The organism is Paraburkholderia sp. BR10923, from assembly GCF_040948765.1.
GTDB classification, from domain to species: domain Bacteria; phylum Pseudomonadota; class Gammaproteobacteria; order Burkholderiales; family Burkholderiaceae; genus Paraburkholderia; species Paraburkholderia youngii.
In genome coordinates this window covers 124,112-139,590 of record NZ_JBFPKO010000019.1, presented here as the reverse complement: position 1 = coordinate 139,590, position 15,479 = coordinate 124,112, and the positions used below count along the sequence as shown (strand labels likewise).

Here is a 15,479-nt window from a genome sequence, read left to right as displayed (position 1 = left end):
CTTCAAGCCCGCGTATAGGCGGTCACTTCACCCTCGACCGCTAGCCGCACGCGCTCGCCCGGACGCGGGCACAGATGACCGGGCACGCGTGCGCGCACCATCGTCCGCGTGGCGGACTGCAATTGCAGCGCGACGCTCGCGTCCTGCCCCTGGAAGATCACATCGGTGACGAGCGCATCGTGCGCGGCACCCGTGCGCGCGGTTTCGTCGGCGCGCAGCAGACGGATCTGCTCGGGACGCAGCATCACGTCGACCGCGCCGTTGCCGACGGGCGCGGCCAGTGCTAGTTCGCCGAGCTCGCAGCTCGCGCGATCCTGTTGCGCGACGCCCGGCAACAACACCGCCTCGCCGATGAACGACGCAAGCTCGCGCGTCACCGGACGGCGGTACAGCGCTTCGGGCGTCGCGGTCTGGATCAGCCTTCCGTTCCACAGCACCGCGACCTCATGCCCGAGCGACAACGCCTCGGACTGATCGTGCGTGACCAGCACGGCAGTCGCGCCAGCCGCGGCCAGCGCATTCGCGACCGCCTGACGCGTCTCGACGCGCAACGCGGCGTCGAGCGACGAGAACGGCTCGTCGAGCATGACCAGCGTCGGCGCCGGTGCGAGTGCGCGGGCGAGCGCAACACGCTGCTGCTGACCGCCCGACAACTGCTGCGGCGCGCGCTCCCCGAAATGCGCGGGCAGACCCACCAGCTCCAGCAGCTCGGCCACCCGGTGGCGCGCGCGACGCTGCGTGCGCGGCAGGCCGAACACGATGTTGTCCGCAACCGACAGATGCGGAAACAGCGCGCCTTCCTGCGGCACATAGCCGATGCGGCGTTGCTCCGACGGCACGTGCAGGTTGTCGCCGACGACACGTCGGCCGTCGATCTCGACACTGCCGCCGTCGGCGCGCTCGAAGCCGCACAAGAGCCGCAGCAGCGTGGTCTTGCCGCTGCCCGAGGGCCCCAGCAACGCGAGCAGCGTGCCGCGCTCGACCGAAAGATCGATGCCGTGCAGCACGGGATGACCGTCGAACGATTTCTGCAGTCCGCGGATACGAAGTTCGCTCATGAAATCCCGAAGAAAGTCGAACCAAAAGCAGCGATGAAAAAGCCGACGCGTGCCGGGTCAGCCGCGCTCGCCGAGCAGCGCCGAGCGGCCGAGCAGCGCGAACAGCAGCCCCGACGCGCACAGCGAGATGCCGGTCAGCAGCGCCGCATACGGCGCGGCGGCGGCGAACGCCATCGTCGACGTATCGGCCCACACCTGGGTCGCGAGCGTTTGCGTGTCGAGCGGCGACAGCAGCAGCGTCGCGTTCAGCTCGGTGACGACCGAGATGAACACCATCGCGGCGGCCGCGCCGAGCCCGGGGCTCGCGAGCGGCAGCACGACGCGCACGAGCGTCTGCGTCCAGTTCAGGCCGAGCGCGCGCGCGGTTTCCTCGAGGCGCGGCTGCGCCTGCATGAACGCCGCGCGCACGCTGACCAGCGCGACCGGCATGAACAGAATCGCGTAGGCGACAATCAGCAGCGTAGCGCTTTGATAAAGCGGCTGCAGCGCATGCACCGCGAGCGACACGATCGCGAGCGCAATCACGAGCCCCGGCACGCCTTGCGCGAGAAACACGGTGCGCTCGAACAGCGTCGCGAAACGGGTCGGGTAACGCACCAGCAGAAATGCGAGCGGCACCACGAGCAACGTGGTCAGCACGGCGGCGGCGAGGCCGAAACCGAGCGAAGACATCGTCGCGTTCCACAGCAAGTCGGGCGAGACATCGGCGGGCGTCACCGCGGCCGCGCCCGGCTGCGTGAGCCAGAAGCCGATCATGCCGAGCGGCACGCCGAGCGTCGCGAGTGTCAGCAGCGCAAAGCCCGCGACGACGAGCCAGCGCCACGCACCGAGCTCGTAGCGCAACACCGCGCGGCGCGTGCCGCGATCGACGCGCTCGTAGCGCGCCGCGCCGCGCACGCGAAACTCGAATGCAAGCACGACGAGGCAGATCACGATCAGCAGACACGCGAGCAGCGATGCGCCGCCGGCGTCGAAGCTGGTGCGGAATTCCGCGTAGATCTGCGTGGTGAAGGTATGAAAGCGCAGCAGCGTGAACGCGCCGAACTCCGACAGCACGCCGAGCGCGACCAGCAGCATGCCGCCGAGCAGCGCCGGACGCAGTTGCGGCAGCACGACGCGCACGAAGCTGGTCCAGCGGTTGCAGCCGAGCGCGCGGGCGCTTTCTTCGAGTGCCGGGTCCATGCCGCGCAGCGCGGCGGCGACCGGCAGATAGACGAGCGGAAAATACGCGCAGGTCAAGACGAGCAGCGCGCCGTTGAAATCCTGCAAGTCCTCGCTCAACGACACCCACGCGTAGCTCGAAATGAAAGCCGGCATCGCGAGCGGCGCGGCGCACAGCACGGCCCACGCGCGCCGCCCCGGCAGATGCGTGCGTTCGACGAACCACGCGGCGGCCGTGCCGATCACCGCGCAAACGAGAGTCGTGGTGACGGCGATCAACACCGTATTGACGAGCAGCTCGCCGACGAGCGGCCGCCAGATCAGATCGAGCGCGTCGCCGATGCCGAAGCTCGCCGCGCGCCAGAACGTAAACGCAATCGGCAGCAGCACCAGCAAAGCGCTGAGTGCCGCCGCCGCAAGCAGGCCGCGCGGCGCGCGCGTGCGTGCACGCGCCGGGGCAGGGGGGACAGCCGGCGGACCGGCTGACAGGGCTTCGCTCATTTACAGCAGGCCTGCCCGACGCAGCAGTTTGCCCGCCTGGCTATCGTCGCCGAGCTGCTGGATCGTCAGCGTGGGCGGAGTCAGTTCGGCAAACGGTTTGAGGACCGGGTCAGGCGCGACACCCGCATGCAGCGGGTACTCGAACATCACGTGGCTATTGGCCATCAACTGCTGCGCGCGTTCGCTGACCAGGTACGCGAGAAACTTCTGTGCGCCGTCCGGGTTGTGCGCGGACTTCAGCACGCCCGCGCCCGAGACGTTGACGAGCGCGCCGGCGTCGCCGTGGCTGAAGTGGTAGATCGCGCTGCGGGTTTTCGCATCGCCGATTTCCGCATGCAGACGCGACCAGTAGTAGTTGTTGATCAGACCAGTGGCGACCGCGCCGCGATTGACCGCGGCGACCAGGCCTTCGTCGTCGTCGAAGATCTGCGAGTTGGCTTTCAGGCCCTTCAGCCACGCGAGCGTCTGCTCGTCGCCCTTCAGTGCCAGCACCGCGCTGACGAGCGGCAGGAAGTCGGCGTCGCTCGGCGCGATGCCGACCTTGCCTTTCCATTCAGGCTTCGCGAGGTCGAACACCGATTGCGGCAGTTGCGACGGCTGCAGCTTCGCCGTGTTGTATGCGAGCACGCCCTCGCGCGCGGTTACGGCGACCCATACGCCGCTCGGCGAATTGAAGCGCGCCGGCACCGCGCCGAGCGTCGCTGCGTCGACCTTGGCGAGCAGACCCTTTTCTTCCAGCAGCATCAGCTCCGGCGAATTCTCGGTGAAGTACACGTCGGCGGGCGAGGCCGCGCCTTCCGCGACGATCTGCGCGGCGAGTGCCGGGCCTTCGCCGTTGCGGATTTTCACCGGGATGCCCGACTGCTTTTCGAAGTCCTTCGCGAGCAGATTGACGACCTGCTCGTGCTGCGCGTTGTACAGCGTGATCGATGCCGCATGGGCCGCCGACGGCATCGTCGCGAGTGCGGTGAGCGACAGCGCGGCCACGCTACCGAGTGCGCGCAGGCGGGAGGCAAACCAGGAATGGGCCATGTTGCAGAAGTCCGTTTAGATTGTGTTTAGTGAGCGAGGCGCTGCGCGCCCGGCGTGCTTCATGTGCTTCATCACGCTTCGAACAGCCCCGCGCCGACATACGAACCCGGCTTCGCCCCGGGCGGCACGACGAAGATCGCGCTGCCCACGTGGGTCGTGAACTGGTTCATCATGTCGAACTTCGCGAGGCGGTCGTTGATCGGGATGAAGCCGGTGCGCGGGTCGCTCTGATGCGCAATGAAAATCAGCCCCGCGTCGTACTCGGTTTCCTGACGCCACGGCGGCCAGCGCTCGATATAGAAGTTCGTGCCTTCGTTGTACGAATACGAGCGCCGCAGAATCTGCGCGCCGTTGTTGCTCGCCTGATTCGACAGACGCACGTGCGAGTTCTCCGGGATCACCGGATCGCCGTCCTTGTCCTCGGCTTTCAGGTCCACCGCGTCGAACTCGTTCTTGCTGCCGAGCGGCGCGCCGCTGTATTTGTGGCGGCCGAACACCTGTTCCTGGAAGCCGAGCTCGGTGTTGTCCCAGTGTTCGAGCGTGATGCGGATGCGGCGCACGACCGTGTAGGTGCCGCCTTCCATCCACGGCGCGTCGTTGGTGGCGCGGGCCCACACGAACTGGTTCATCAGTTCGGGTTTCGCGGTCGACGGATTGTTGGTGCCGTCCTTGAAGCCCATCAGATTGCGCGGCGTCTGGCCGCGCGGACCGGACAGAAAACCGGCCTGGCCCCAGCGCATCGCTGCGACGCCGTAGGCCCGGCGCGACAGTTGGCGCACCGCGTGAAACGCGACCTGCGCGTCGTTCGCGCATGCCTGGATGAACAGGTCGCCGCCGGTCTTCTCCTTGATCAACTGATCGCCGTTGAAGCGCGGCAGATCGACGAGCGCGGCGGGGCGGCGCGACGCGAGCCCATAGCGGTCCTTGCCGTCCTTCGTGAAGAGGCCTCGGCCGAAGCCGAACGTGATGGTCAGACCGTTCGGGCCGAGGCCGAGCGCGTCGCCGGAATCGGGGGCGGGCTGGTCGTCGCCGGCGGGCATCGCGAAGGCCGTGCCGCCTTGCGTCAGGCGCGCGGCTGCTTCGGTCCATGTGCGTAGCAGTGCGATCACGTCGTCGCGCTTGTCGGTGGTCAGATCGAGCGCGGCGACGTAGGTGTGGCTCTGCTGCGGCGTGACGATGCCGCCTTGATGCGGACCGTAGAACGGCTCGACCGCGAGCTGCGGATCGGCGTTCTGCGCGCTATGCGCGGGCGCCGTCGCGAGCGCGTCCGGCGAGCTCGCGAGGCCGGCGCCCAGCGATGCACCGGCGGCGACCGCCGCGCCACCCGCTTTGAGAAAGCCGCGTCGTGACGGCCGTGGGGGTTGATCGTTTGTCATGGTCACTTCACCTTCCTGCAGCCTGCGTGGGTGCCGCTTACTTCGCGAGCACCAGCGTGTTCACGTCGTCTTCGACGTAGTAGAAGCCGTCGCCTTCTGGCGTCATCGCGATACCGAACAGGTCGCCGTTGCCGGGGGGCGATTGCGCCTTGTCGGTATCGATCCAGCGTGCGTATAGCTGCTTGCCGCTCGCCGGGTCGATTTCGACGACCTGGCCGTTCAACGCGTTGGTCACGAGCAGGTGGCCGTTGGGGGCGGTGGCCATCGCGAGCGGACGATGCAGCAGGCCGTCGGCGCTCAGCTGGCGGCCGACGCCCGCGCTGGTGTCGCGCGTGAGCGGATCGTCGATCTCGGTGATGCGGTTGCCGATTGCGTCGGACACGTACAGCAGTTTCTGATCGGCCGACAGTGCGAGCCCGGTCGGCCCGACGAGGAACACGCCCTTGTCGGCCTGCGCGCCGAAGCCGCTGCCGATCACGGTTTCCTTCTTCACGACGGGCGGCTTGCCTTGCGGTACGTCGAGGTCGATGCGCAGCACGGTGGCCTGCTTGAATACGGGCGGATTGCCCTCCGCGCCGCCGACGCCGAAGCCCGCGTTGCTGACGAACAGCGTCGCGCTCGCGCCGTTGTCGACGACCGCCATGTTGCCCCACGGGTCGTTGATGTTCGGCGTCGAGATCGTCGAGGCGATCTTGCCTTGAGGGTCGATCACGATCAGGCAGCCGGCGCCTTTGGTGCCAGTCGTGCCGTCGTTGCTCGGCGTGCTGCCGACGATCACCCAGCCCGACTTCAGCATCGTCATCGCGGTCGACAGGCCGATGCCGCCCGGACATTCCTTCAGATCGCGCGGCACGGTCGCGAACACCGTCATCTGTCTGGTGTCCGGGTGATAGTCGATGATCGTGCTGCCAGTGCCCTGCAGGTTCGTCGAGTTGTTGAAGTTGCCGACCAGCACGTCGCCTTGCTTCACGGTGCCCGCGCTGACGGGCGCGACCACGATCGCGTACGGGTTCTGGTCGCCGTTGTCGGGGACGGTGTTGATCAGCGTCGTGTGATGCCTGATCGTTTCAAGGAAGCCTTGCGGCTCGGCCTGCGCGGGCGCAGCCATCGTGAGGGCGGCAGCGCCGGCCATCGCGGCGAGCAGGGAGCGCGCGGCGCGCGGCGCAAACTTGCGCGTGACTGGGTTCACGATTGGGCCTCCGTGCGGGCGCACAAAGCGGGAGTGGCGGTGACGGTCGAAAGCATGGGAAGTGCTGGTCCGGTTGCGTGGGGTGGCATGTGCTTGCGTGGATGAAAGCGCGCGGCGGGCGGCATCAGAAGTTGATATTGGTCCGCACGCCGACGACGAACGTATTGCGCAGCGGCTGCGTCGGGTCGTTCGGGTTCTGGCCCGCACCGGCGTTGAACGTGTATTGCGCGTCGGCCTGCACTTGCCACCACGGATTGATCTGGTACTGGTAGGTCGCCTCGAGCGTGGTTTCGCTGGTGCGCACGCCGTACGGGCTGCCGTTGAATGCCAGGAAGTCCTTGTCGAGTCCGTTCACGTGGCTGCCGACCTTGATGTAGGTCAGCGCGAGGCCGGCGCTGTCGTTGTCGCGGCCCTTGAACGGCGCCTTCAGCACCACGCCGAGGTTGGCCGCGACTTGCACGAGATTGCGATCACCCGGCGCGCCCATCACGCGCGCGAACACGCCGAGGCTGCGTGGTTCGTCGGGGTCGGGGCGCCACACCATCTGGTCGGCGACCGCATAGAAGCTGTAGTTGCCGCTGTGATTCGCGGCGATGCCGGTCGACGCAGGATTCGCGAGCGACAGTCCCATGTTGTCGAAACGCCGATCGGCGAATTCGTTGGTGTTGTACCAGACGCCGAGCTTGTAGGTGCCCGGCAGACCACCGCCGCCCGTGCCGACCATTTCGCCGTCGGACGGCTGGTTGATCGCGTACTGCAGCTCGCCGATCCACAACGCGCCGTTATGCAGGTTGAAGTTCGTGCCGCTCATGTTGTTCGGGTTGTTGCCGAGCGGATCGCCCGAATACACGCCGGCCAGCGCGGTCAACGCAGGGGTGATCTGGCCGCGCACGCGCACGCCCAGACCCGCGAGCGGATAGGCGGGACCGCCCGACGGCAGGTCGTATGAGGGCAGCGCGGGCCAGCCGAACATGGTGTTGAGGAACAGCGCCGCATACGTGCTCGTGATGAATTCCTGGTCGAGACTCTGCTGACCGATCTTCACGTCGACGCGTTTGTTGAGGAACGACTGCTGATACCAGAGCTCCCACAGACGCGTCGCGTTGTCGGCCTCGATGCCGCTCGCCGTGTTCAACGTGCCGAGCTTGTTCGCGCTCAGGTTCGAGCCGTGAATCTGCAGCGCGCTGACGTTGAAGAGGCCGCCCGGCAGGCCGAACGCCTTTTGCGTATCCATCTGCAAGGTGGCGGTGGTCAGGCCGTCGTAGTCGGCGCCGCGCGCGAGACCGCCGCGCAGATTGGCCAGCACTTCGCTGGTTTCGGTCAGCGTGAAGGTCATGCCGTACTTGCCGAGCCACGGACGCAGGCCGCCCATGTCGCCGAGCATCTGCTGACGATTCCAGAAACCGGTCCACTGGTTGGTCTGCGTCGCCTGAATGTTCAGGTCGGCTTCGGGCGCTTCCGGGTTCGCATCGGGATTGGCTTCGGCCAGCGCCGCGTGGCCGGTCAACGAGGCCCACGCGACGGCCGTGCACAGTGCGACGCGCCGCATCGAAGGCAAACGCGTACGATGAATTGCGCCGGTACGTGCCGAAGCGTCGCAAAAGGGAGGCGCGTTGGCGCGCAGTCCATTGAGTTGGGCGAACTTCATCGAAATCCTTATTAGTGTTGTTTCGTCCGATGCCGAAGCAGCTGATGGCGAGATCGTACGCAGGCCATTTGCGAGAGTCAACACAAATGAGAACGATTCGCATCAAGATTACTGGCATGTAAACCCGGGATTTACGGACCGCTCGTAAAGCGCATGAAGATGTAATGATGTCGTAACAGCAACGTAATGAAATAGTATTGATGTGGTCAGACCGAACGCGCGAAAGGGTGAGGTGTCGAAGTGCACGAGTAACCCCGAAAGTCAAAGTGAGGAGGTCGAAATGAGCAAGCGCATTCTTCTGGTTTCGTTGCTGGCGAGTGGCGGTCTGTTGTTGGGCGGCGCCGCGCACGCGCAGTTGAATCTGAAGCAGTTCGGTATCGGCGGGGGCGGTGACAGCTCGGCCGGTGCCGGGGCGTCGTCGGGCGGCGTGTCGCAGCTGCTGCAGAGCTATGTTGGCGCGAACCAGCAGGTGCTGAGCGGGCAGTCGAGCCTCGCGTCGGCGATGGGCATGACGAGTGCGGCCGGCCAGGCGCAGCAGGCGGCGGGGCTGCTCAGCGGTGGCACGCCGTCGGTCAGTCAGTTGACGCAGGTCGGCAGCACACAGGAGTCGCTGTCGCAGAAGCTCACCGATGCGTTCGCAAATCATGCAAGTGGCGGCGCGTCGGCGACGCCGGTCAACAAGGAAGCGTTCACCCAGGGGCTGTCGTCGCTCGGCAAGGGAGTGAGCCAGTATTCGAGCTTGCAGTCGGGGCTTGGCAGCCTTGGTCAGATGAGTCCGTCGTCGCTGCTGCAATCGGGCCTCAATCCGCAGACCGCGCAAAGCGCTTCGTATATCGCGCAGTCGGCGCCGGGGCAGTTGCAGTCGCTGATGTCGACGCTGAGCTCGGCCGTGCAGTTCGCGTCGAGCCACGGTATTACGGTGCCGTCGATCGCGACGTCGGCGTTGAAGGGCATGTAGGCGCGTTTCGCTTCGCCTCGCGCGATCGATTCAGCGCGAAAGCGCTATGATCGCGTCGAACCCGCTCCTCAACTGGAATTCCGCCGATGTCCCACTCCGTCAATCTGGAAAACTACTTCGCCCGCATCGGCTATCAGGGCCCGCGCGCCGCCACGCTCGAAGTGCTGCGGGCGATTCACCTGCTCCATCCCGCCGCGATCCCGTTCGAGAACCTGAACCCGCTGACTCGCCAGCCGGTCAGGCTCGAGCTCGCAGCGATCGAACGCAAGCTCGTGACCCAAAAGCGCGGTGGCTACTGCTTCGAGCAGAATATTCTGTTCGCGAACGTGCTGATGCAACTCGGCTTCAAGATCACGCCGATGCTTGCGCGCGTCATATGGGGCCGCGAGCCCGGCACGATCTCGCCGCGTACGCACATGGTGCTGCGTGTCGATATCGACGGCGACGAATGGATCGCCGACGTCGGCTTCGGCGGCGTCACGCTGACCGCGCCGCTGCGCCTGACCGCCGGCCTTGCACAACCGATTCCGCTCGGCACGTTCCGTCTCGCCAACGCGGGGCACGACACCGTCTATCTCGAGGTGCTGGCGCCGGACGAGAGCTGGTCGCGCGTCTATCACGTCGATCTGCGCGCAGTCGAGTGGGTCGACTATGAAATCTCGAACTGGTACACGTCGACGTCGCCCGATTCGAAGTTCGTGAATAACCTGCTGGCGTGCCGCGTGCTACCCGAACTGCGCCTCGCGCTATTCAACGATCAGTTGAACGAGCGCGACGCGCAAGGGCAGATCGTCAGCGAACGGCGCCTCGCGAGTGCCGCCGAACTCGCCGACTGCCTGCGCGAGCGCTTCGGCTTGAACCTGGAGGACATCGATATCGCCGACGTGTTCGAGCGCGTGCGCACGCGTGATGCGTCCGCATAACACCAGCCCATGAGGGAGCCGCGATGGTCGCACGTCTGATCCTGCAATCGCTGGCCTGGCTGGCGTTCATGGGCGTGCTGCTGTTCGGCGCGGCCGGCACGCTCGCGTGGCCGGCCGCGTGGTGGTATCTGCTGGAGCTGGTGGTGTTGAGCCTGTGGGTCGGCTTGTGGCTCGCGCGTCATGATCCCGCGCTGCTCGCGGAGCGGCTCGCGCCGTTCGTGCAGGCGCAGCAGAGCCGCTGGGATCGTGTGTTCATGGTCGCGATCGGAGCCGCGTGGTGCGGCTGGCTGGTCCTGATGGGCTTCGACGCGATGCGGTTTCGCTGGTCCGGGCCGCTGCCGTTGTGGCTGATGGGCTTCGGCGCGCTATGCGTGTTCCTGTGCATCTTCATGTGCCGCTTCGTGTTTCGCGCGAACAGCTACGCCGCGCCGGTGGTCAAGGTTCAGGCGAGCCGCGGGCACAAGGTCGCCGACACCGGGCCTTACGCGTACGTCCGTCATCCGATGTACGCGGCCGCGCTGGTGTTCTTCGTCGGCACGCCCTTGATGCTCGGCTCGTGGTGGGGGCTTGTGGCGCTGCCCGTGATGGCGTACGGCATGGGCTGGCGCGCGGTGCGCGAGGAGCGGCTGCTGGCCGAGCAACTCGACGGCTACACGGCGTACATGGAACGTGTGCGTTATCGTTTCGTGCCGTTTATCTGGTAGCGCGTCCAGGTGGTCTCGCCGCCGTCGAAGCGGGTAAGATGGCTCCCGGCCGCCGGAGAACCGGCCACGGTGTACCTGATGTAACACCGGCGAATCACCGATGAGGTTTGGAGTGAAAACAACTACACAGGCGCGCATCGCGCCCGCCGCACAGGCCGAGCAGAACCAGGACGCCGCCGATCGCAACCGCGACACGCCGGTCAAGGCGATGCCCGCCTACGAGCAGATCAAACGCTACGTGCTCAAGCGCATCAGCGAAGGCGCATGGAAGCCGGGCGGACTGATTCCTTCCGAAACGGAGCTGGTCAAGGAGTTCGGCGTCGCGCGCATGACGGTGTCGCGCGCGCTGCGCGAGCTGACCGCCGAGCGCGTGCTCACGCGCGTGCAAGGCTCGGGCACCTTCGTCGCGCCGCAGCGATATGAATCGACGGTGCTGGAGATCCGCAATATCGCCGATGAAATCGCCGCGCGCGGTCATCGTCATTCGGCGCGCGTGCTGACGCTCGAACCGAGCCACGACGCCGAGGCGCTCGAAGCGCTCGGTCTCGCGAGCGGTCCCGCGTTTCATTCGTGCATCGTGCACAGCGAGGAGGGCGAGCCGATTCAATACGAGGACCGTTTCGTCAATCCGAAAGTGTTCCCCGAATATCTGCAACAGGACTTCTCGGTCGAAACACCGAATCACTACATGGTGCGGCTCGCGCCCGTGCAGCGTGCCGAGTTTCGCATCTATGCGCAGAAGCCCGACGCCTATGTGCGGCGTCATCTGATGATGGATATCGGCGAGCCGTGTCTGCTGCTGTGGCGGCGCACGTGGGTCGGCGAGAACGTCGCGACGTCGGTGCGGCTATGGCATCCGGCGTCGCGGTTTCATCTGGCGGGGACCGTGTAGCCCGGTTGCTGAAGCACGCTTTATCCCTGCCGCTGCGACGTATTCGGCGAAAAGCGGCAACCAAGCCGGTAGCGCGAACCCGGATGCACGAAACGCGCGAACGTCACCGCAACGCCGCTCGTCCACGTGCGGCGTGTCAGCGTCAGGCACGGTTCCTCCGCGTGAATCTCGAGCAGCTCGGCTTCGGCGGGCGTCGGCAGCGCCGCGTCCACGACGTGTTCGAGATCGTGCATCGGCACGGCCGTCAGCAGATACTCGGACGGCTTCAGCGCCGAAAAATCGTGCTGCAGAAAATCCGGCGCGACGGCCGGATTCACATAGCGATCTTCGAGCTGCACCGGCAGGCCGTTCTCGCGATGCACGCAGACCACGTGAAACACCGAAGCGCCCGGCGCCAGCCCCAATGCGTTCGACACCGTGACCGATGCGGTCTCGCGCTGCAATAGCACCATGTCGCAACGATATGCGTGGCCGCGCGAGCGGATCTCGTCGCCGATATGGGCGATCATCAATAGCGTGGATTGCGGCTTGTTCGGTGCGACGAAAGTGCCGACGCCCGATACGCGGGTGACGAGCCCCGCGTCTGCGAGCTCGCGCAGCGCGCGGTTGACCGTCATCCGCGATACGCCGAGCGTCCCGACGAGATCGAGTTCGGAGGGCAGACGATCGCCCGCCTGGCGTTCGCCCGAGTCGATGATCTGGCGGATGTGCTGCTTGACCTGCTCATAGCGCGCGGCGGGCGCCTCATCACTGCCGCGCGCGGTTCTGGCCGCGGCGCGGGCCGCGCTGGCGGAGAATTTGCCGTGAGGCTTGCTGCGAGCGGTGGTGCTCATAGGGGCTGGGTGTCGTCTGGGCCGCGCGTCCAGAACGCATTACGGTCGAAATAGTTTTGCAGAAACTGCCGCAGACGCGGCTGCGCGGCATCGTGAAACACGTCGCGCGGCTTGCCCTGCACGGCAATGCGGCCTTGGTCGATGAACATGACCTTGTCGGCGACCTGCGCGGCGAAGCCCATTTCGTGCGTGACCACGGCCATCGTCATGCCGTCGCGCGCGAGCTGCTTCATCACCAGCAGCACTTCGCCGACGAGCTCTGGATCGAGCGCCGAAGTCGGTTCATCGAACAGCATGATGTGCGGCTCCATCGCGAGCGCGCGTGCAATCGCGACGCGCTGCTGCTGACCGCCCGACAGCTTCGCCGGATACGCATCGCCCTTGTGTGCGAGGCCGACCGTCTCCAGCATCGCGTTCGCGCGGCGGCGCGCTTCGTCGTTCGACAGGCGCCGCACGCGCAGCAGCGCTTCCATCACGTTGCCGAGCGCGGTCATGTGCGGCCACAGGTTGAACTGCTGGAACACCATGCCGACGTTGCGGCGCACGCGGTTGATCTCGCCATGCGACGCGCGCACGCGTTTGCCGTTGCGCTCGGTATAGCCGAGCAGTGCGCCTTCGATGCGCACGTCGCCGTGATCGTAGGTTTCGAGCGCGGCGAGGCAGCGCAGCAGCGTGCTCTTGCCCGAGCCCGACGGCCCGATGATGCAGACCACTTCCGAGCGCGCGATCTCGAGATCGATGCCGCGCAGCACCTCGACGTCGCCGAAGCGTTTGCGCAGATCGCGCACTTCGATCAGCGGCGCGGCATTCGATGCGTTCGCCGTTGCGCTGGCGGACGGCGCGGATGATTGCGCGGGGGAGTGCATGTCGGCGATGGCGTTCATAGGGGTCCCGGAATCATGCCATGAAGCGTGCGAGACGGGCTTCGGCCCACATGCCCGCGCGCGAGGTCAGCTCGACCAGCGCGAGATAGCACACGCACAGCACCAGCAGCGTTTCGACGAAAGCGAAGGTGGCCGAGCCGATACCGGTCAGCACGAAGGTCAGTTCGGGCACCGTGACGATCGACAGCACGGCCGTTTCCTTGCTCAGCACGATGATCAGATTGGTCAGCGCGGGCACGATCAGCACCAGCATCTGCGGCGCCTGGATGCGTGCGATCGCCTGCCAGCGCGTGAGCCCGAGACACGACGCCGCTTCGAGATGGCCTTTGGGCACCGACTGGAAGCCGGAGCGGAACGCCTCGGCGAAATACGCGCTGCCGTAGAGACCCAGGCCGACGATGCCGGCCGTCATCGGTTCGAGCGTGAGCCCGATCGACGGGCCGCCGTAGTACAGCAGAAACAGCTGCACGAGAAACGGCGTGCCGCGCAACAGTTCGATATAGACGCGCAGCGCGGCGCGCAGCCAGCGTCCGCAGAACAGTTGCAGCACCGCGATCAGGAAGCCGATCACGAGACCGATCGCGACGCCCGCGGCCCAGCTGGCGAGCGTCGTCGCGAGACCGGCGGCGATAGGCTGCAGGTTGTGCGTGATGACGGTCGGATCGAACGTTTGCATGGCGAGGTTGGCTTAAACGTGAGTCGATTCAGGCGTGCTGCAAACGGTGCTCGGCCGCATGCGCGACGAGCGCGAGCGAACCGCAGATCACGAAGTAGATCAGCCCTGCCGCGACATACGCTTCGAGGGGCCGGTAAGTGCTCGCGGCGATGTTCTGCGCGGTGCGCGTCAACTCGGCGACGCCGACCACCGAGATCAGCGAAGAAGCCTTGATCAGCAGCACCATTTCGTTGACGAGCGACGGCAGTGTCAAACGGAATGCTTGCGGCACCAGAATGCGCCGCAGCGTATCGAGCGGGGAAAGCCCGAGCATGCGCGCGGCTTCGAGATGTCCGGGCGGGATGCTTAGAAACCCGCCGCGCAGAATCTCGGCTATATACGAGGCCGAGCACAACGACACCGCGCTGATCGCGGCGACGATCGGCGACACGTTGATACCGGCGAACGGCAACAGGTAGTAGACGAGCAGCAATTGCACGAGCATCGGCACGCCACGAAAGAAGAACACGTAGGCGCCGCCCGCGAGCCGCGCGGCGCGATGCTGCGACAGCCGCGCGGTGCATACGCCGATGCCGACGAAGAAGCCGATCACGAGCCCCGTCAGCGAAATGCCGACGGTGGCGAGCGCCGCATGCAGCAGCAGCGGCAGGCCCTGAACGAAGACGGTCGTGTTGAACATGGGTCGCGGCCGGTGGAACGGGAAGGACGACGCGTGCCGCCCACGGACGCTCAGTAGTTCGGCGTGGGCATCGTGGAAGGCATCTCCATCGCGACACCGAACCACTTCTTCTGCAACGCGGCGAGCCGGCCATCCTTTTGCATCTTCACGAGCGCCGCGTTGAACGCGTCGGCGAGCGGCTTGCTGTCGGCGTCTTTACGCAATGCATATGCGAAATAGACCTTCGCGCCGAACGGCGGCTGCACGACCGCGAACATCTCGGGGCGCTGCTTGGCGACATACGCGATGTTGGTCATCGAGTTCGCCACCGCGGCGATGCGGCCTGCCGCGAGGTCCGCGTAAGCCTGATTGTTGTCGACGTACTCGCGGATTTCTGGCGGCTTCGGCAGCGTGGCCGCGTAGCTCTTCAGCTGATCGAGCTGCGCGGAGCCCTTGCCCGCGCCGATCGTTTTGCCCGCGCTATCCGCCGATTGCTTGATCGACGCATCGTTCGCGCGCTTGAGCAGCGCGTCGGTCGCATCGGCGACGGGCAGCGTGTACGTGTAGCGTTCCATGCGCGCCTTCGTGACCGTCAACGGGCCGCCGACCATATCGAACTTGCCCGCTTCGAGACCGGGCAGCACGCTCGGCCACGGCAGATCGATGAAGCGCACCTTGACGCCGATTTCCTTGCCGATCTCCGCGAACAGGTCTTTGTTGAAGCCGGCCTGCTGACCGTTCTCGAGGAAGTCGAACGGTGCGAACTGCATTTCGGTGCCGACCACCAGTTCGCCGGCTTTCTTCACTTTGGCGAGCTGGTCTTCGGCGTGCGCTGCGACGCTCGCCGCGCACAGCGCCAGCACGACCAGACCACATTTCCAGCCTGCAAGGATACGCATGGGGTTCTCCGGGGGCGAATTGGTGTTGGGTGGCCGGCGTGTCGAAGTCTTGGTTGTGGACCCGCCGCGCCGACGCAGATCGCGGGC

General features: G+C 66.1%; 15 protein-coding genes. 4 read left to right on the top strand and 11 right to left on the bottom strand.

What is annotated here, in order from left to right; translation table 11 throughout:
- Window positions 1-2: 2 nt before the first annotated feature.
- From AB3X94_RS29105 to AB3X94_RS29080, 6 genes are all read right to left on the bottom strand, one after another.
- Window positions 3-1,058: an ABC transporter ATP-binding protein gene (locus AB3X94_RS29105; RefSeq protein WP_368613393.1), complete on the bottom strand. Its 1,056-nt coding sequence runs from the start codon at window positions 1,056-1,058 to the stop codon at window positions 3-5.
- A 57-nt stretch (window positions 1,059-1,115) separates the two neighbouring features.
- On the bottom strand, window positions 1,116-2,720 hold the full coding sequence (locus AB3X94_RS29100) for an ABC transporter permease (protein ID WP_368613392.1): 1,605 nt from the start codon (window positions 2,718-2,720) through the stop codon (window positions 1,116-1,118).
- Window positions 2,721-3,752, bottom strand: coding sequence for an iron ABC transporter substrate-binding protein (locus tag AB3X94_RS29095; RefSeq protein WP_368613391.1), 1,032 nt, complete (start codon window positions 3,750-3,752; stop codon window positions 2,721-2,723).
- 71 nt (window positions 3,753-3,823) lie between these two features.
- Window positions 3,824-5,128, bottom strand: coding sequence for an iron uptake transporter deferrochelatase/peroxidase subunit (gene efeB, locus AB3X94_RS29090; RefSeq protein ID WP_368613390.1), 1,305 nt, complete (start codon window positions 5,126-5,128; stop codon window positions 3,824-3,826).
- 37 nt (window positions 5,129-5,165) lie between these two features.
- Window positions 5,166-6,260, bottom strand: a complete 1,095-nt coding sequence (locus AB3X94_RS29085; RefSeq protein WP_368613408.1) for a hypothetical protein — start codon at window positions 6,258-6,260, stop codon at window positions 5,166-5,168.
- 181 nt (window positions 6,261-6,441) lie between these two features.
- Window positions 6,442-7,965: a carbohydrate porin gene (locus AB3X94_RS29080; RefSeq protein WP_176105680.1), complete on the bottom strand. Its 1,524-nt coding sequence runs from the start codon at window positions 7,963-7,965 to the stop codon at window positions 6,442-6,444.
- Between the two features lie 280 nt (window positions 7,966-8,245).
- Between AB3X94_RS29080 and AB3X94_RS29075 the strand changes: the two genes are divergently transcribed.
- The 4 genes from AB3X94_RS29075 to hutC (AB3X94_RS29060) all read left to right on the top strand — a co-directional run bounded on the left by AB3X94_RS29075 (window position 8,246) and on the right by hutC (AB3X94_RS29060) (window position 11,442).
- On the top strand, window positions 8,246-8,923 hold the full coding sequence (locus tag AB3X94_RS29075) for a hypothetical protein (RefSeq protein ID WP_176105681.1): 678 nt from the start codon (window positions 8,246-8,248) through the stop codon (window positions 8,921-8,923).
- 86 nt (window positions 8,924-9,009) lie between these two features.
- Window positions 9,010-9,846 carry an arylamine N-acetyltransferase gene (locus AB3X94_RS29070; protein WP_368613389.1) on the top strand — a complete coding sequence of 279 codons (837 nt, stop codon included), beginning with the start codon at window positions 9,010-9,012 and terminating at the stop codon, window positions 9,844-9,846.
- Window positions 9,847-9,869: 23 nt separating this feature from the next.
- The gene (locus AB3X94_RS29065; RefSeq protein WP_176105683.1) at window positions 9,870-10,550 is read left to right on the top strand and encodes an isoprenylcysteine carboxylmethyltransferase family protein; all 681 of its coding nucleotides are present in this window, start codon (window positions 9,870-9,872) and stop codon (window positions 10,548-10,550) included.
- A 112-nt stretch (window positions 10,551-10,662) separates the two neighbouring features.
- Window positions 10,663-11,442, top strand: coding sequence for a histidine utilization repressor (gene hutC / locus AB3X94_RS29060; protein WP_176105684.1), 780 nt, complete (start codon window positions 10,663-10,665; stop codon window positions 11,440-11,442).
- Window positions 11,443-11,462: 20 nt separating this feature from the next.
- Here hutC (AB3X94_RS29060) and hutC (AB3X94_RS29055) read toward each other — a convergent pair whose 3' ends face one another.
- The 5 genes from hutC (AB3X94_RS29055) to AB3X94_RS29035 are packed head-to-tail and all read right to left on the bottom strand — an operon-like array spanning window position 11,463 to window position 15,392.
- Entirely contained in the window at window positions 11,463-12,275 is an 813-nt protein-coding gene (gene hutC / locus AB3X94_RS29055) for a histidine utilization repressor (RefSeq protein WP_176105685.1), read from the bottom strand.
- Window positions 12,272-13,159 carry an amino acid ABC transporter ATP-binding protein gene (locus tag AB3X94_RS29050; protein WP_368613388.1) on the bottom strand — a complete coding sequence of 296 codons (888 nt, stop codon included), beginning with the start codon at window positions 13,157-13,159 and terminating at the stop codon, window positions 12,272-12,274. Before AB3X94_RS29050 ends, hutC (AB3X94_RS29055) begins: the two co-directional genes overlap by 4 nt.
- Before the next feature lie 13 nt (window positions 13,160-13,172).
- Window positions 13,173-13,835 carry an amino acid ABC transporter permease gene (locus tag AB3X94_RS29045; protein WP_176105686.1) on the bottom strand — a complete coding sequence of 221 codons (663 nt, stop codon included), beginning with the start codon at window positions 13,833-13,835 and terminating at the stop codon, window positions 13,173-13,175.
- A gap of 28 nt (window positions 13,836-13,863) precedes the next feature.
- Window positions 13,864-14,514, bottom strand: coding sequence for an amino acid ABC transporter permease (locus AB3X94_RS29040; RefSeq protein ID WP_176105687.1), 651 nt, complete (start codon window positions 14,512-14,514; stop codon window positions 13,864-13,866).
- A gap of 50 nt (window positions 14,515-14,564) precedes the next feature.
- On the bottom strand, window positions 14,565-15,392 hold the full coding sequence (locus tag AB3X94_RS29035; protein WP_176105688.1) for a transporter substrate-binding domain-containing protein: 828 nt from the start codon (window positions 15,390-15,392) through the stop codon (window positions 14,565-14,567).
- Window positions 15,393-15,479: the final 87 nt, after the last annotated feature.

Bases quoted from the DNA above. Each gene is read 5' to 3' on its own strand.
- AB3X94_RS29070 (WP_368613389.1), top strand. From the start codon at position 9,010: ATGTCCCACTCCGTCAATCTGGAAAACTACTTCGCCCGCATCGGCTAT.
- AB3X94_RS29085 (WP_368613408.1), bottom strand. From the start codon at position 6,260: ATGGCCGGCGCTGCCGCCCTCACGATGGCTGCGCCCGCGCAGGCCGAG.
- AB3X94_RS29080 (WP_176105680.1), bottom strand. From the start codon at position 7,965: ATGAAGTTCGCCCAACTCAATGGACTGCGCGCCAACGCGCCTCCCTTT.
- AB3X94_RS29095 (WP_368613391.1), bottom strand. From the start codon at position 3,752: ATGGCCCATTCCTGGTTTGCCTCCCGCCTGCGCGCACTCGGTAGCGTG.
- AB3X94_RS29100 (WP_368613392.1), bottom strand. From the start codon at position 2,720: ATGAGCGAAGCCCTGTCAGCCGGTCCGCCGGCTGTCCCCCCTGCCCCG.
- AB3X94_RS29105 (WP_368613393.1), bottom strand. From the start codon at position 1,058: ATGAGCGAACTTCGTATCCGCGGACTGCAGAAATCGTTCGACGGTCAT.
- AB3X94_RS29050 (WP_368613388.1), bottom strand. From the start codon at position 13,159: ATGAACGCCATCGCCGACATGCACTCCCCCGCGCAATCATCCGCGCCG.
- AB3X94_RS29075 (WP_176105681.1), top strand. From the start codon at position 8,246: ATGAGCAAGCGCATTCTTCTGGTTTCGTTGCTGGCGAGTGGCGGTCTG.
- efeB (WP_368613390.1), bottom strand. From the start codon at position 5,128: ATGACAAACGATCAACCCCCACGGCCGTCACGACGCGGCTTTCTCAAA.
- AB3X94_RS29040 (WP_176105687.1), bottom strand. From the start codon at position 14,514: ATGTTCAACACGACCGTCTTCGTTCAGGGCCTGCCGCTGCTGCTGCAT.
- AB3X94_RS29035 (WP_176105688.1), bottom strand. From the start codon at position 15,392: ATGCGTATCCTTGCAGGCTGGAAATGTGGTCTGGTCGTGCTGGCGCTG.
- hutC (WP_176105685.1), bottom strand. From the start codon at position 12,275: ATGAGCACCACCGCTCGCAGCAAGCCTCACGGCAAATTCTCCGCCAGC.
- AB3X94_RS29065 (WP_176105683.1), top strand. From the start codon at position 9,870: ATGGTCGCACGTCTGATCCTGCAATCGCTGGCCTGGCTGGCGTTCATG.
- AB3X94_RS29045 (WP_176105686.1), bottom strand. From the start codon at position 13,835: ATGCAAACGTTCGATCCGACCGTCATCACGCACAACCTGCAGCCTATC.